Raw genomic sequence first — 16,107 nt, forward strand, 5'->3', positions numbered from 1 at the left:
AGCTCGGGTGACGTCAGCACTCCCCGTAACCGCGTTTCCTGCCGACTTTGCGGCCTTCGGGAACAGCTAGTAGGCGCGAGCGAAGAGCACTCGTTTACCGAAGTCAGCATGCTGTCCACAGTAGATACAATCGCCGCTTTCCGCTGGCGCGTCCAGCGGGATACACCGTGGCGTCGCGGCCGTCGCGGCCTTGATCCGCTCCGCGCAACCGGTGTCACCACAGTGCAGCGCGGCAGCCCAACCACTGGCCACCGCCTCCTGGAAGGCCGACCAGTCCGACACGGGCCGAGTATGCGAATCCCGGAACTCGGTCGCCCTCACCAGTAACGACTCCTGGAACTCGGCGAGCAACCCTGGCAGCACCTCGGGGAGAGCGGCAAGCCGAAGCGACTCCTTTCCCTTGCCGAGGCGGCGCACCAGCGTGGCAGAGCCCTCGGCGAGATCACGCGGACCGAGCTCCAGCCGGAGGGGGACACCCCGCAACTCCCACTCGTGGAACTTGTAGCCGGGCGAACGATGTGACCGCTCGTCAACCCGCGCGCGAATCCCCACGGCGCGCAACCGCTCCAGCAAGGCACCGGCAACCGAAACCAGCTCGTCGAAACGCGTGCCGCGACCGATCGGAATGATCACAACCTGGTATGGCGCCAACTTCGGCGGCAGTACCAACCCCTTCTCGTCACCATGAGCCATGATCATCCCGCCGAGCATCCGCGTGCTCATCCCCCACGAGGTGGTGTGCGCGTGGCCAAGCTCGCCAGATTCCGTGGTGTAGCGAATATCGAAGGCTCGTGCGAAGTTCTCCCCCATATAGTGGGAAGTTCCGGCCTGTAACGCGCGCCGGTCGCGCATCATCGCCTCGATGGTGAACGTGCGCCGCGCGCCGGCGAATCGCTCTCCCGGCGTCTTTTCCCCGGGGATTACCGGTATGGCCGCGAAATCGCGGGCGATATCGGTATAGATATCCAGTGCGAGCCTGGTCTCCCGCATTGCGGATTCGGCGTCGGCGTGCGCCGTATGCCCCTCCTGCCACAGAAACTCACTGGTGCGCAACAGCATTCTCGGGCGCATCTCCCACCGTACGACATTCGCCCACTGGTTGAGCAGCAACGGGAGATCCCGATACGACGACACCCATTTCGCCATCATCTCGCCAACAACGGTTTCCGAGGTTGGCCGCACGACAAGCGGTTCGGCCAGCTCACTGCCACCGGCATGGGTAACCACGGCAAGTTCGGGCGAGAAACCCGCGACATGCTCGGCTTCGCGATGCAGATGGCTCTGCGGGATCAGCAGCGGGAAGTACGCGTTCTGGTGGCCGGTCTCCTTGATGCGCCGGTCCAGTTCGTCCTGCAGCAGCTCCCAGATGCGGTATCCGTATGGTCGGATGACCATGGTTCCCTTGACCGGCGCGCGATCCACCAAGCCGGCCCGCAGCACCAGCTCGTTGTACCACGCGGAAAAATCCACCTCCGGTGAAGTCAGTCCACGATCAGCGACATCCATAGGAAAACGCTAATCCGGCGGTCAACGGAAATAATCTGGTTAGCGTCCGGCGAGAGCGCGCTGGCAACGGTCGGCCTGCGCGCGCAGCGCGGTGACGAGTTCCGGCGAGCCACTGGTCAACGTGAAGTCCGCGTCCACCGAAGTGATCATCCAGACCAGCGACGACACGGTATCGGCGCCGATGTGCAGTAGGCAGCTGCGCTCGTCGACCGCTTCCAGCACGCCCATTCCTGGCCAGATCCGTTCCGCGATGACCTCGGCGGGTTCGTGCAATGTGACCGTTGCCTGGCAGGTCCAGGCGCGTACCGACAGCTGGCTACTCAGGTGTTCGGCGACGTCGGTGAATGGCGCTTCGCGCGGGGTGAATCGCGGCCCGGTCGGCGTGCGGGGCCGCAACCGGTCGACCCGAAACGTCCGCCAGTCCGCGCGTTCGACATCGAAACCAACCAGGTACCAGTGTCGACCGAAGCTGACCAGATCGCGCGGTTCGACCCGACGCGAACTCTCCTTACCGCGATGACTGGTGTAGTCGAAGCGCAACAGCTCGGATCGGCGGCATGCCTCGGCGATCACCAGCAGGGTGTCCGCGGACACCTCGGGAGCGGGTGCCGTGCCCGCCCGCACCGTCGCCGTGTGCAGGCTGTTCACCCGGTAACGCAGCCGGGACGGCAGCAGCTGTTCCAGTTTGGTCAGCGCGCGTAGCGCGGTCTCCTCGATCCCGCTGACCGAACTTCCGGTCGCGGTGCGCAACCCGATAGCCACCGCGACCGCTTCCGCGTCATCGAGCAGCAGCGGGGGCAGCGCCCCGCCAGCCCCCAACCGGTAACCAGCGGTTCCTTGTAGCGCGTGCACCGGGTAGCCGAGCTCGCGTAGCCGGTCGATATCGCGGCGCACGGTACGCGAGGTGACCCCGAGCGAGTCGGCCAGCTCTGCTCCGGACCAGTCGCGCCGAGCCTGCAGCAGGGACAACAACTTGAGCAGCCGTCCAGAGGTTTCCCACATTTCGACAATTCTGCCATCAAGTTAGGAACAGATCAGTCCTAACAGACTTCTAGGGTCGTCGGTATGACAGCTACACCACCGGAAATTCAGCCGTTTCGAATCGATGTTCCGCAGGCACAACTGGACGACCTAGGTGCTCGGTTGGCCAACACCCGCTGGCCGGACGAGCTGCCCGGGCTCGGCTGGAGCCGAGGCGTGCCGGTCGAGTACCTGAAGGGGTTGGCCGAGTACTGGCGTACCGGTTACGACTGGCGGGCACAGGAGGCGATGCTCAACGAGTTCCCGCAGTTCGTTGCCACCGTGGACGGTCAGCGGATCCACTTTCTCCATATCCGTTCACCGGAACCTGGTGCTACTCCGCTGATGCTGCTGCATGGCTGGCCCGGTGGCGTCGTGGACTTCCTGGACGTACTCGGACCACTCACCGATCCGCGGGCGCACGGTGGTGACCCTGCCGATGCCTTCCACCTCGTGGTTCCCGCACTACCCGGTTTCGGGTTCTCCACTCCACTTGCCGGCCCCGGGATGAACCCGGCCCGGATGGCCGAGGTACTCGTCCAGTTGATGACACTGCTCGGGTATTCGCGTTATGGCGTGCAGGGCTACGATGCCGGCGCCTGGGTAGCACCCGAGATGGGCAACCAGGCGCCCGAGCGAGTATCCGGGATCCACCTGAACGCCATGCTCACCTTCCCCATGGGGACGCCGGGCGAGCTGGACGATCTCACCGATGTCGAACAACAACGCTGGCGAGCCATGCAGGACTTCAACGACGGCTATCTCCAGTGCAACGCCAAACGGCCGCAGACGGTGACCTATGGGTTGCACGATTCACCGGTCGGCCAGCTCGCCTGGATCGTGGAGAAGTTCAAGGAGCTCACCATGCCCGAGGACGCGCTGCCCGAGCACTGCGTGGACCGCGACCGGATGCTGACCGACGTGTCGCTCTACTGGCTGACCGGCACGGCAGGGTCCGCGGCGCAGATTTACTACGAAGCGATTTCCGCCACCTCATGGGACAGCGAGGCGGTAGATAGTTCTCATTGGACAGACACCGGACCCAGCACGGTGCCCACCGGAGTACTCGTTTCGGCACACGACGTGACGGTCCGGCGCTGGGCGGAACGCGACCACAACATCGTGCACTGGACCGAACTCGGCAAGGGCGGACATTTCCTCGCCATGGAAGAACCAGCCGCACTCGTCGACGACGTCCGGCTGTTCTTCAGGTCCCTACGCTGACCTGTTCCGGTGGTACCGAAGGCGCCTCGGTACCACCGGAAAGGGTGTCTCAGCCGGAACGCAGGGTCCTATTTGGATCCTGGGGTTCCTACGTTCGCCGACTTGTCACTGGACCAGGCTGAAATGCAAGGGATCCGCGAAGTGTCGCAGCGGTCCGCGTACTTCTTCGTGATGTCGGTGACCTCGCTCATCAAGCCTTCGCTCAACGTGACGGGGTTGAGGCCGAGGTGCAGGAACCGGTCGTTCGCGACGTGCAGCTCGTTCTCGTCCGCCTCGTTGCGCGGGTTCTCCACGTTCGCGATCTGCGCCCCGGTGCGCTCGGAGATCATCTTCGCAAGGTCGCGGACCCGGTGGGTCTCGGTCATCTGGTTGAGGATCTGCACCCGGTCACCCTTGGCCGGCGGATTCGACAGCGCCAGTTCGATGCACTTCACCGTGTCCTGGATGTGAATGAAAGCCCTGGTCTGGCCGCCAGTGCCGTGCACGGTAAGGGGGTAGCCAACCCCGGCCTGCATCAGGAACCGGTTGAGCACGGTGCCGTAGTCACCGTCGTAGTCGAACCGGTTGATCAGCCGCTCGTCGAGCTCGGTCTCCTTCGTCTGGGTACCCCAGACGATGCCCTGGTGCAGGTCGGTGACCCGCACCTGGTCGTTCTTGTTGTAGTAGTGGAAGAGCAGCTGATCCTGCGTCTTCGTCATGTGGTAGATGCTGCCCGGGTTGGCCGGGTACAGGATCTCCTGGTCGATCAGCTCCTCACCGGTGTCGATCTTCACCTTGAGGTAGCCCTCGGGGATCTTCATTCCGGCGGTGCCGTAACCGTAGACACCCATCGTGCCGAGGTGCGCGACATGGATGTCCAGCCCGCTTTCCACCACCGCGGCGAGCACGTTGTTGGTGGCATTCAGGTTGTTGCTCACCGTGTAGCGCTTGTGCCAGCTCGTCTTCATCGAGTAAGGCGCGGCACGCTGCTCAGCGAAATGCACGATGGCATCCGGCCGCCAGTCCTGCAGGAGGTTCAGAAAGCGCTGGTAGTTGGTGGCAACGTCAATGTCGTGGAAGGCGATGTCCTTCTCCGACACATCCTTCCAGGCCTGCAGCCGCTGGCTCATTGGCCGGATTGGCGTAAGCGACTCGCATTCGAGCTCGACGTCGATCTTGCGCCGCGACAAGTTGTCCACGATGGCAACCTCGTGCCCCTGTGCGGACAGGTGCAGGGAGGTCGGCCAACCGCAGAAGCCGTCCCCGCCAAGGACCAGTACTCGCATCTTCTTCCTCCCGTTATTCATCCCCGTCGGGGTGGCAGACGCTACCGGCTTGGAGTACTCCGCCACAGAGCCATTCTGCGGGAGTACCTGGCCGGCACAGAACCGCACTCCCCGGGACTTGAATTAGGCAAGCCATTCCGGCACCGCTGGCAACCAACACCTTGCCCGCCGTTACCCCCTTGGCACCGTGGAACACCTGGTTTCGACGGTTCACAGCAGGTCCAGCGCCTGCAGCTACTCGCGATGAGGCGCCCCTACCAGTCGACAACCACGGAACACCGCGGGGGCGGTGGGCAAACTAGTTACCTTACCACCGCCGAGTCGCGGTACCCGGTAAGCCGACGTTACAGTCCGACATACGGCATCTCTTTCGCACCAACGACAGCCTCGTGAATTACATCACATTACTTTAAGTTTTAGGCCAAAAGCCGCCAAATCGGTCCAGCGCGTTTGCCGGCACACGATCGATGATGCCGTTATTGTCCTATTCGCTACGGATAGCGATGGAATGGCGTATTGGGTCACGGCGCGTCGAATTCACGGCTTTCGACGAGAACCCGCCCGGTCGGGGTCCCGGTATCCGTGTAGTCCCGCACCCGGCCTTCGAACAGGATCCGGCCTCCGTGTTTGCCCGGCCCCGGTCCGAGGTCAATCAGCCAGTCCGCGTATTGGATGACATCCAGGTTGTGCTCGATAACCACAACCGTGTGGCCGCTGTCGAGCAACTGATGCAACACCCGCAACAGATTGTCGATATCGTTGCGGTGCAAGCCGGTGGTCGGCTCATCGAGCAGATAGATCCCCGCCGATTCGGCATCCCGAAGTTCCTTCGCGATCTTGACTCGCTGGCATTCCCCACCGGAGAGCGTGGTCAGCGCCTGGCCGAGGCGTAGGTAGCCGAGGCCGACCTCGGCGAGGTGCCGTAGCCGGTCGGTGATACTCCGGCTGGCCAGCCGCTGGATCGCCTCCGCCACGGTGAGTTCGTCGATATCGGCGATGGACAGCCCATCCACCGTGTAGGCGAGCGCTTCCGGCGTGAAACGTCGCCCCTGGCAGGTATCGCAGACCACCTCCTGCCCGTCCAGGAAGGCGAGGTCGGTATAGCGCACCCCGAGCCCGCCACAGTCCGGGCAGCCGCCCGTGGAGTTGGCGCTGAACAGGGCAACGGGCACGTTGTTGCGCTTGGCGAACAGCTTGCGGATGACCGGCGCGATCCCCGTGTAGGTGATCGGTGTGGACCGCCGGTTGGTGCCCACCGGCCGCTGGTCCACCACGGTTGCGTCGTGCTGGGCGACCAGTTCGGCAGCGAGGCTGGATTTGCCCGAGCCGGCGACCCCAGTCAGCACGGTGAGCACGCCGAGCGGGACATCCACGGTCAGCTTGTGCAGGTTGTTCCGGTAGGCATCGCGAACGGTGATCGAACCCGTGGCCGCCCGTGGCTTCGCGGCTGGCCTTCGCTGCTCGCGCAATGCGCGCCCGGTAGGCGTGTCCGCCTGTACGAGTTCGGCGTAACTACCTTGAAAGACGAGGCGTCCACCACCCGCGCCAGCTTCCGGGCCGATTTCGACGATCTGTTCGGCGCGTGCCATCACGGCAGGATCGTGCTCGACCACGAGAATCGAGTTTCCCGCGGTGCGTAGCTGATCCAGCAGGCTGGTCACCGATGCCACATCGGCAGGGTGCAGCCCGGCCGTCGGCTCATCGAACACGTAGAGCATCTCGGTGAGGCTGGAGCCAAGGTGTTTCACCGTTTTGATCCGCTGGGACTCACCGCCGGACAGGGTGACTGTCGGTCGGGAAAGGCTGAGATAACCGAGCCCGATGGTGACCATTGCGTCCAGCAGGGCGGTTAGCTCGGTTACCACCGGACGAACCTCAGCGGCCGCAATGGGCCGGATTACCTCAGCAAGCTCGGTAATCTCCATTCTGGACAGTTCGCCGATCGTCTGGCCGTGCAGCTTCGCGTTCCTGGCGGCCGCGTTCAGCCGATCGCCCGCACAGTCCGGACACACTTCGGCACGGGTGAACTCGCGTATCGTCGCCTGCTTACGTTCCGAGAGGTTGTCCGAGGTGTGTAGATAAATGCGCTCGAACCGCTCGACCAGTCCCTGGTAATCCTTCGGCGCCCCATTGCCGAGTTCGGCAACGACGGCACCGCCGTACAGCAGGGCCTCCCGCTCCCGCTGGCTCCATTCCCGCAGCGGTGCGGCACGGTCGAACAGCCCGATCTCGGCGTACTGGTTGAACCAGTAACCGCCATGGCCGAAACCAGGTAACTGGATGGCCCCTTCGTCCAGTGACCTGTCCAGATCCAGGAACCGATCGACGGCACTGGCCACGACCTCGCCCAGTCCTGAGCAGGTCGGGCACATTCCCGCCGGATCGTTGAACGAGAAGTGGTTCGATTCGCCGACATAGGGTTCGGCGCAGCGGGAGTACAGCAGGCGCAGATAGGTCCACGCATCGGTGATCGTGCCAACCGTGGATCGCGCGTTGCCACCGAGCCGGCGCTGGTCGATCACGACCACCGGAGACAGCCCGCCAATCCGGTCCACCTCGGGCCGGGTCCACTTCGGCAACCGGTTGCGGATGAACGGCGAAAACGTCTCGGTCAACTGGTAACCGGCCTCCGCCGCGATGGTGTCGAACACCAGGGAGGACTTACCCGAACCGGAGACACCAACCACGGCAACCACACTGGTTCGCGGGATATCGATATCCAACAGGGCAAGATTGTTCGTCCGCGCGCCGCGGATCCTGATGCTGTTCGCCATAACGGCACGCTATGACCAGATGCGGTCGAATTCTGACCGCAATTCGTTCGATAATGGCTCCGTGGCCGATATCACCGCGCGGATGCTCGCCCTACTGTCCACGCTGCAAACCGGGCGCTCGTTCAGCGGCGCAGAGCTCAGCAGCCGGCTCGGGGTGAGCCAGCGAACCCTGCGCCGCGATATCGAACGGTTGCGTGGTTACGGCTATCCGGTCGAAACCCAGCCAGGCCCCGGCGGCTACTACCGCCTGATCGCCGGGCGGGCGATGCCGCCGCTGGCACTGGACGACGATGAGGCCGTCGCCGCGCTGCTCGGTTTCGCGACACTGGCGGCGACCGGTACCGCCACCGACGGCAGCATCGGCGATGCTGCCGCGCGCGGTTACGGCAAACTCGATCAGTTGCTCCCGGCCAGACTGCGCCCACGGGCCACCGCACTACGGACCAGCTTGGAGACCGGCGGCCAGTTCGCGCCGGAAATCGATGCCGGGCTGTTCGCTGGACTCGCCGAAGCGAGTAGCGATACGGAAGTCATCACCTTCAGCTACCGGGCCAGCAGTGGCGAGACCAGCCACCGCCGTGTCGAACCACACCGGCTAGCCCAGCTACATCTGCGCTGGTACCTGCTCGGCTGGGACGTCGACCGGGCGGACTGGCGGACGTTCCGCGTCGACCGGATAGCCGAGCTGGTGCGCACCGGCGCGCGGCACCAACCGAGGACACTGCCCGCGGACTCCGCGGTTGACTACCTGCGCAGCGGCATCAACCTGCACCGCGGCAGGGTCGAGCTGCGCATCCAGGCGCCGCTGGAGCAGGTCGCCGATGCGTTCAGGCATCAGGATGCGCAGCTCAGCGCCGAGCAGGGGCCGGTCACCAGAGCCGTCCTGTGGCTGGACTCCTGGGAATGGCTGACCGTGCACCTCGCCTTCCTCGGCGCCGATTTCACCATCGTCGAACCCGATTGGTTGCGCACCGCCTGCGCCGAGTTCGCCGACCGGCTGCACCGAGGTAGCGCCACATCAGGGAGTCAGCTCAAGGGCGGAAGCCCATAGCCTGGTGAGCATCCGCACCGCCTGCTCGGAGTCGTGCGCGCGTTCCTCGAGCACCAACCAGAAGTACACGAAGTTGCTCACCATGGAAACCAGCGCGCAGGCCGCGATCAGCGGATCCAGCTCGGTAGGCACCGAGCCATCCCGCTGTAGTCGCTCGATGCTGCGGCGAACCCGTTCTACCGAGGTATGCCGCGCGGCCAACCGGATGTCCCGCACTTCATCGTCGTAGGTCACCGCTTGCTCCATCAACGCGAGCATCGTGCCGTATTCCCGGTATACCCGGATGAACTGCCGGTTGGCCCGTTCGATCCGTTGCAGTGCCGTCAGGTCCGGTTCATCGCCGGAGATACTGCCGGTGTCGTAGATCATCGCCAGCGCCTCGGCGACCAGCACGCGAAAAACCGCGGCTTTCGAATCGAAGTAGGTGTAGAAGGTGCCGTGCGCGACCCCTGCTTCGGCGGCGATATCCGCGACCCTGGCGCCGAGGAACCCATCGCGTTCGAACACCGCCCGCGCCGCCTTGATCAACCGCGCGCGGGTTCGTTGCGCCTTCGGCGACAGCGTGACCGGCGACTGGTTGCCAGAGTTCCCGAGAGCCCCAGAGTTCCCGAGAACTGCCGAGTTCCCAAGAACCGCCGATACATCGCGTGAATCGTAGGCATGCGCGCTGCGGCCCGCCTCCGGCTGCGAAGCCATCCCAATCGTCCCTTCCCGTCCCAATCCAGGGTCCTTTGTCAGCATAACTGACACCGATATCAATATCGGTTCAGTGTTGACACTGATTTCGATGTCAGTTTTTCTCGAATGCGGGGCCCCACCACAACACCGTGGTATCTGTGAAGGAGTCACATGGTGTCCGCACCCCACTCCCCGGCAACCCCGTCCACACTTAGCGCGTACCGATCCCCTTGCCAACCAACCGGGCTCGCCCGGATGTTTCACCCGAGGTCGATCGCGCTGGTCGGTGTCTCCTCCCGACCGGAAAGCCTGAACGCCCGGCCGCTGCGTTTCCTGCTCGAACACGGCTTCGGCGGGGGCATCTTTCCAGTCAATCCCAACCACAACGAGCTCTTCGGCGTCCGCTGCTATCCGAGCCTTGCCGATATCCCGGAACCGGTCGATCTCGTCCTGGTACTTGTGCCGGCGGCAGGCACGATCGAGGTGATCCGCCAGGCCGGTGCGATCGGCGCGCATACCGCGGTGGTGTTCAGCTCCGGTTTCGCGGAAACTGGCGCTGAAGGCACCAGGCTGCAGGAAGAGCTGCGGGAGGTCGCGCGGGCCACCGGAGTGCGCGTGGTCGGGCCCAACTGCCAGGGGCTGGTCTATGCGCCAACCGGGATGGCCGCGACGTTCACCGCCGCCGCGGCACGCCCGTTTCGTGGTCATGGCGGGGTGGCCTACGTGGGACAAAGCGGCGCGGTCGGCGGCTCGATCCTGGATATGGCGCGGGAAATGGGACTGCGGCTGACCGCATGGGCGAGTACCGGAAACCAGGCCGATCTGGATCTGGTCGATGTTGCCTCGGCACTGGTATCGGACGAGGAAGTCGATGTGCTGATGCTCTACGCCGAGTCCATTAGGGACGGTGAGGCCTACATCCGGCTTGCCGAGCAAGCAATGCTCACCGGAAAGCGGCTCGTCGTACTGCGTTCCGGCAAATCCGCCGCCGGCCAGCGCGCGGTCACCTCGCATACCGGCGCGATGCTTGGCGATCAGCTGGCCTTCGAGCTGGCGTCCCGGCGATACGGCGTCATTCTCGTCGCGGATGTGGATGAGCTGCTTGCGGTGAGCGCCACCCTGCAAACCAGTCCACCGCCCGCCGGGCCACGGATCGGGGTGATCACGACGTCTGGCGGCGCCGGCAGTCTTGCCGCCGACCACCTCGCTGGCCACGGGCTGGACCTCCCCACGCTAGCCGCGGACACCCAGGACCGGCTCGCACCACTGATTCCCGACTTCGGCGCGCTTGGCAACCCGGTAGATGTCACCGCCCAACTGTTCAACCAGGACGAACTCGCCGGGGCGCTGGGGAAGGTGTGCGGCACGGTCGCCGATGACGACCAGATCGACGCGATCGCCATCGTGCTCACCATGGTCACCGGTGAACTCGGCGCACGGCTTGCCGCCGATATCGTCGCCACCGCGCGGGAGTCGACCAAGCCGGTACTGGTTGCCTGGCTCGCCGGTCCCGGACAGACCCAGGACGGCCGAGCGATCTTCCGCGAGGCGGGCATCCCGGTGTTCCCATCGGTGGGCGCGCTTGCCCGCACCGCCGCGCGCTGCGGATCGGCGGTAACCGTGCCCCGGCCGGACCGGTCGGATTCCATAGTGGACCCCGCGGAAACCGTCGAACTGCTGCGTGGCTGCGCGGCCGGTGAGCTGCGCCCGGAAGCGGTTCTGACCGCGCTGGGCGTGCCGCAGCCGGAAAACCGGCTGGTGCGCACGGCCGAGGAGGCGGCGCGGGCCGCGGCCGAACTCGACGGTGAGTTGGCCATGAAGATCGCCGCGAGCGGGCTGGAGCACAAGTCCGATATCGGTGGGGTACGGCTCGCGGTACCGGGCGCAAGGGCAACCGAAGTGTTCGGTGAGCTCACCGAACTAGCCGCCCGGCACGGTGTGACCGACTTACACGGGGTGCTGCTCCAGCGAATGCTCCCCGAAGGGGTCGAACTGATCGTCGGCGCCACCTGTGCCGCGGATGGTTATCCGCCAATCATCACCATTGGCTTTGGTGGGGTAACCACCGAGCTGTATCGCGATGTCACCTCCGAACTCGCCCCCGTGCGCCCCTGGCAGGTGCGGGACATGCTGCGCCGACTACGTGGCTGGCCGTTGCTCAGCGGTTTCCGTGGCAACGCGCCATGTGATGTCGATGCGGTGGCCACCGTGGTCACCAGGCTCAGTACCGCCGTTGCCCCGCTCGCCGGACATCCGTTCGAACTCGAGATCAACCCGCTGATCGTTGCCGCCGAAGGTGGCGGCGCGTGCGCCGCCGATGTGCTGATCAGCGGGATGCGGCAACCGAAGTAGCCACCGCGTTCCACCGAGAAAGGGCGATATCAATGCCAGAAGTGTTGCTCAGTAAGCAAGATGGCGTCGCGGTCATTGTCGTGCACAACCCCGAGGTGAAAAACGGGCTCACCCCGGAAATGGGCCGCCAGCTGGCCGCATTGTGCGACGACATCGATACCGACGAGAGTATCGGCGCGGCCGTTGTGCAGGGCGCCGAAGGTAGCTTCTGTTCCGGGGCGGACCGGCGACGTTGGAATCCTTCCGGTGACCAGGCCGAAGACACCGCGTTCAAGGAATCCGGCGCGGTCTACTCGGCGTTCAAGCGAGTCGGCGAGCTCAAGGTGCCAAGCGTGGCCGCGGTTCGCGGGGCGGCCGTTGGTGCCGGTATGAACCTCATGCTGGCGACGGATCTGCGCATCGTCGCGGACAATGCCCGGATCCTCGCCGGCTTCCTGCGGATCAACCTGCATCCTGGTGGCGGATTCTTCACCCTCGCCGGACGTACCGCGGGCAGGGAAGCCACCGCCGCGCTCGGGTTGTTCAGTGCGGAAATCGCCGGCCCGCGCGCGAAGGAGATCGGCCTCGCCTGGGACTCGGTACCAGACGACCAGGTCGAGCAACAGGCATTCGACCTCGCCCGTGCTGCCGCGCAAGACCCGGAACTGGCGAGGGAAGCGGTGCGCTCGTTCCGTACCGAACTCGGCCCCCCTGCGATCGGGTGGGACGCCGCACTGCACTTCGAGCGGGGCACCCAGATGTGGTCACAACGTCGCCGCGCCAACCTGTAACTCCTCCGCCGGCGGAACCACCGGCGCATCGGTAGGGAGAATCCGATGACACGCATGACGATCATTGCGCTGATCGGAGCGCTGCTGCTGGTAGCCGGCTGCGGCGGCGCGCAGCGCGACGACCGAACCCAGCGGGTAGCGAAAACCACCGAATGCCCGGAAATAACCGACAACATCGATAGCAACGGCACGTTCACCTGGATGTACAGCGTGGACAACTCCAGTTTCGATCCGGACAACATCACGACGAACAACAGCCAGATGTTCCTGTATCCGATCTACGACACCCTGGTACACATCAACGAGAAAGGTGAGCCGGAACCGATGCTCGCCGAATCGTGGCAGGCCTCGGATGGCGGCAACGTACTCGAGCTGACGCTGATCAAGAACTGGCGTTATCACGACGGAGCCGCGTTCAACGCCGAATCCGTAGTCAAGAACATCGAACGCAGCAAGCGACCCGGCTCGTTCAACCAGAACCCGCTGGAGATCGTCAACGACGTCGAGGCCACCGGCGAACACACCGTCCGGTTCGAAACCGATCGCGCGGCAGGGGCGCTCATCGGAGTGCTCGGCGGCGCCGCCGGCATGATGATGAGCCCGAAGGCCATGAACGCCAAGGGGCAAGACGTCAAGCCGACCGGTGGTTCCGGGCCATACCGGATGACGAACTACGTGTCTGGCAGCAGGGCCGAGTACACCGCGGTGGAGAACTACTGGGACCCACCTGGACAGCGGGTAGCCAAGATGGTCTACCTGATCGCCGGCGATGACAACGCGCGGTTGAACGCGGTAACCACCGGTTCGGCCGATGCGACCTTCCTACGGGCGAGCATGTATCAGCCCGCGCGGGAATCCGGGGTAGTGCTGTGCGAGCAACCCAGCCTTTCCTCGTACAGCCTCGACCTGAACACCAAACTGTCCGAGTTCGGCAACAAGAAGGTGCGCCTCGCGCTCAACCACGCGATCGACCGCACCGCGGTCGCGGCGATCACCGATGGCTTCTGTGCACCGGGTGCGCAGCTGTTCCCGGACTGGTACTTCGCGTCGAGCCCACGGATCGGCGGGGACTACTACTCCTACGACCCGGAGAAGGCGAAACGGTTACTGGCCGAAGCCGGTCTCGAGGATGGTTTCGAATTCGATATGGAAGTCGTGAACCTCACGATATATCAGCAGATCGCCGAGATCATTCAGGCGAACCTTGCGGAAATCGGCATCACGATGTCCATCATGCCAATCGAGCTGGACGTCATCGGCGAGCACTTCTCGGTCAACCAGAACGTGCCGGCGGTACTCGGCGAGCAGAAAGCTGACGCCGACCCCAGCTCGCTCACCTCGTCCTATTACGACACGGACGGCTTCAACAACCCCGGCGGCTGGGGAACAGCCGAGATAGGCCGGTTGAACCAGGAGGCAATGGCGGCCACCGGCAGCGAACAACGACATCCCGCCTACGCCAAACTTTTCGACGCCGTGGCCGAGCAGGTGCCGCCCCACGTCACGCTGTGCCACCTCACATCGCCGTTCGCGATGAACAAGTACGCCAAGGGCGTGGAGATCTACGCGGACGGCTCCCGGCAGTTCCGTGGGGTCGGCGTTACCCCGAAGAACTGACCGCGAACTTCAGGTGAAACCGGAGGATTGTCATGCTGCTGCTCATCGCCAGACGGCTGCTGGTGACGATCCCGCTGCTCATTCTCGTCAGCTTCCTGATCTACAGCCTCATCGCGCTGGTACCCGGAGATCCGGCGGTGACACTGGCCGGCCAGGACCCGACACCGGAACAGATCGCGGCGGCGCGGGAAGAGCTCGGGTTGACCGACCCGTTCATCGTCCAGTACTGGCACTGGCTGGTTAACGCGGTACAGCTGGACTTTGGCGCCTCGCTGTTCAACAGCGAACCAGTCGCCTCGGCGATCGCTGCACGGCTGCCCGCGACACTGTCCCTTACCGTGCTCGCCCTGCTGATCGCCATCCTGCTCGGGGTCGCGGCCGGAACCCTGGCCGGGCTGCGCCCCGGCAGCTGGATCGACAGGGTGGCAACGTTTTCCGCGAGTGTCGGGGTCGCGGTGCCGTACTTCTGGGTCGGCATGATTCTGGTGCTGCTTTTCGCTATCCAGACCCCGCTGTTCCCTGCCATCGGCTACGTGCCGATCGGCGACGGGGTACTCACCTGGGCGAGTCACCTGATCCTGCCGGCAACCGCGCTCGCCATCGCGCCAGCCGCGGTGATCGCCAGACAGACCCGCGCGGCGGTGGCCAACGTGATGACCGAGGACTATGTTCGCACCGCCGAAGCCAAAGGTTTGCCGCGTAGTCGAGTGGTCGGCAAGCACGCACTGAAAAACGCCGCGCTCCCGGTCGTCACCGTGTTCGGCATCGAAGCGAACCGGTTGATCGGCGGCACCGTCGTCATCGAGCAACTGTTCGCCATCCCCGGGGTCGGTCAGCTTGCCTTCACCTCGGTCTTCAGCAGGGACATGCCCATGGTGCAGGGCGTGCTGTTGACCACGGCCGTACTGATCCTGTTGATCAACCTGCTCGTCGACGTCTCCTACGGCTACTTCAACCCGAGGGTCAGGCAGCTATGAGTGATCACGCGATCGAGCATCCACAAGCGCCAGGGTTGCGCCGGTTCCTGCGCCGCTTCAGGACGAACAGGACGGCGCTGGTTGCCGCCGTGGTGCTGGCGCTCGTCACGATCATCTCGCTATCCGCTCCCTTGCTAGCGCCCTACTCGCTGCACGAAATCGATGTACCCAACCGGTTGTCCGGTCCCACACCGGAGCACTGGCTTGGCACCGATTCGCTCGGCAGGGACACGCTGAGCAGGCTGATGTACGCCGGTCAGGTATCCCTGGCGGCGGCCGGCCTCGCGGTGGCCATCGCGATCGTGCTCGGCGTCCCGTTAGGACTCCTTGCCGGTTACCGGGGCGGCGTGCTCGACTGGTTGCTCGGGCGGGGCGCTGACGTACTGATGACGTTTCCCGCGGTGGTGCTCGCGATGGCGATTATCGCGGCAACCGGCCCTGGGCTGACCAATGCGATGATCGCGCTCGGCGTGGTGTACTCGCCGCGCCTGTTCCGCGTGGTGCGCAGCGCGACACTGTCGGTGCGGCAGGAGACCTACGTCGAGGCCTCGATCAGTATCGGTACCCCAGCGCTGAGCATCATCGCCCGGCGAATCCTGCCGAACGTGCTCTCGCCACTGCTGGTGCAGATATCCCTGATGCTCGCCGCGGCGCTGCTGGCGGAGGCGGCGCTGAGCCTGCTCGGTCTCGGTGTGGTGCCGCCGACTCCCAGCTGGGGTGGCCTGCTCGGGGTGGGCTTCACCGAGATCCGGACAACTCCACTGCTGGTCTGGCTACCGGGCATCGCTATCGCGATCACCACGCTCTCGTTCAACCTCATCGGCGACGGCCTGCGTGATGCGCTCGGCAGGGAAACCCGGAAGGGCGACTGAT

The 16,107-nt window shown here is 64.7% G+C and carries 12 protein-coding genes; 7 read left to right on the forward strand and 5 right to left on the reverse strand.

Annotation, left to right across the window (positions count from 1 at the left end; all coding sequences use genetic code 11):
• Positions 1 to 66: 66 nt before the first annotated feature.
• Together proS and EV191_RS01785 are read right to left on the reverse strand one after the other, a co-directional pair.
• Positions 67 to 1,506, reverse strand: coding sequence for a proline--tRNA ligase (gene proS / locus EV191_RS01780; RefSeq protein WP_132875018.1), 1,440 nt, complete (start codon positions 1,504 to 1,506; stop codon positions 67 to 69).
• A gap of 39 nt (positions 1,507 to 1,545) precedes the next feature.
• Positions 1,546 to 2,508 carry a helix-turn-helix transcriptional regulator gene (locus EV191_RS01785; RefSeq protein WP_132875019.1) on the reverse strand — a complete coding sequence of 321 codons (963 nt, stop codon included), beginning with the start codon at positions 2,506 to 2,508 and terminating at the stop codon, positions 1,546 to 1,548.
• 63 nt (positions 2,509 to 2,571) lie between these two features.
• Between EV191_RS01785 and EV191_RS01790 the strand changes: the two genes are divergently transcribed.
• A complete protein-coding gene (locus EV191_RS01790; protein WP_132875020.1) occupies positions 2,572 to 3,750 on the forward strand; it encodes an epoxide hydrolase family protein in 1,179 nt (392 codons plus the stop codon).
• Positions 3,751 to 3,818: 68 nt separating this feature from the next.
• Here EV191_RS01790 and EV191_RS01795 read toward each other — a convergent pair whose 3' ends face one another.
• Together EV191_RS01795 and EV191_RS01800 are read right to left on the reverse strand one after the other, a co-directional pair.
• Complete coding sequence (locus tag EV191_RS01795) at positions 3,819 to 5,015, reverse strand: NAD-dependent epimerase/dehydratase family protein (RefSeq protein ID WP_132875021.1); 1,197 nt, start codon at positions 5,013 to 5,015, stop codon at positions 3,819 to 3,821.
• 521 nt (positions 5,016 to 5,536) lie between these two features.
• Positions 5,537 to 7,789 carry an ATP-binding cassette domain-containing protein gene (locus tag EV191_RS01800; RefSeq protein ID WP_132875022.1) on the reverse strand — a complete coding sequence of 751 codons (2,253 nt, stop codon included), beginning with the start codon at positions 7,787 to 7,789 and terminating at the stop codon, positions 5,537 to 5,539.
• 19 nt (positions 7,790 to 7,808) lie between these two features.
• Between EV191_RS01800 and EV191_RS01805 the strand changes: the two genes are divergently transcribed.
• Entirely contained in the window at positions 7,809 to 8,840 is a 1,032-nt protein-coding gene (locus EV191_RS01805; protein ID WP_243658698.1) for a helix-turn-helix transcriptional regulator, read from the forward strand.
• Here the strand turns inward: EV191_RS01805 and EV191_RS01810 are convergent.
• Positions 8,808 to 9,536 (reverse strand): TetR/AcrR family transcriptional regulator, encoded by a 729-nt coding sequence (locus EV191_RS01810; RefSeq protein ID WP_165912781.1) that lies wholly within the window; start codon positions 9,534 to 9,536, stop codon positions 8,808 to 8,810. The genes EV191_RS01805 and EV191_RS01810 overlap by 33 nt on opposite strands.
• Before the next feature lie 156 nt (positions 9,537 to 9,692).
• Here EV191_RS01810 and EV191_RS01815 point away from each other — a divergent pair, with 156 nt between their 5' ends.
• The 5 genes from EV191_RS01815 to EV191_RS01835 are packed head-to-tail and all read left to right on the forward strand — an operon-like array spanning position 9,693 to position 16,106.
• Positions 9,693 to 11,870, forward strand: coding sequence for an acetate--CoA ligase family protein (locus tag EV191_RS01815; protein WP_207894366.1), 2,178 nt, complete (start codon positions 9,693 to 9,695; stop codon positions 11,868 to 11,870).
• Between the two features lie 32 nt (positions 11,871 to 11,902).
• On the forward strand, positions 11,903 to 12,640 hold the full coding sequence (locus tag EV191_RS01820) for an enoyl-CoA hydratase-related protein (RefSeq protein WP_132875024.1): 738 nt from the start codon (positions 11,903 to 11,905) through the stop codon (positions 12,638 to 12,640).
• 45 nt (positions 12,641 to 12,685) lie between these two features.
• The gene (locus EV191_RS01825; RefSeq protein WP_132875025.1) at positions 12,686 to 14,257 is read left to right on the forward strand and encodes an ABC transporter substrate-binding protein; all 1,572 of its coding nucleotides are present in this window, start codon (positions 12,686 to 12,688) and stop codon (positions 14,255 to 14,257) included.
• Positions 14,258 to 14,289: 32 nt separating this feature from the next.
• Positions 14,290 to 15,234 carry an ABC transporter permease gene (locus EV191_RS01830; protein ID WP_132875026.1) on the forward strand — a complete coding sequence of 315 codons (945 nt, stop codon included), beginning with the start codon at positions 14,290 to 14,292 and terminating at the stop codon, positions 15,232 to 15,234.
• The gene (locus EV191_RS01835; protein ID WP_132875027.1) at positions 15,231 to 16,106 is read left to right on the forward strand and encodes an ABC transporter permease; all 876 of its coding nucleotides are present in this window, start codon (positions 15,231 to 15,233) and stop codon (positions 16,104 to 16,106) included. Before EV191_RS01830 ends, EV191_RS01835 begins: the two co-directional genes overlap by 4 nt.
• Position 16,107 lies beyond the last annotated feature (1 nt).

Origin of the sequence: Tamaricihabitans halophyticus, from assembly GCF_004340875.1 — a bacterium.
GTDB classification, from domain to species: Bacteria; Actinomycetota; Actinomycetes; order Mycobacteriales; family Pseudonocardiaceae; genus Tamaricihabitans; species Tamaricihabitans halophyticus.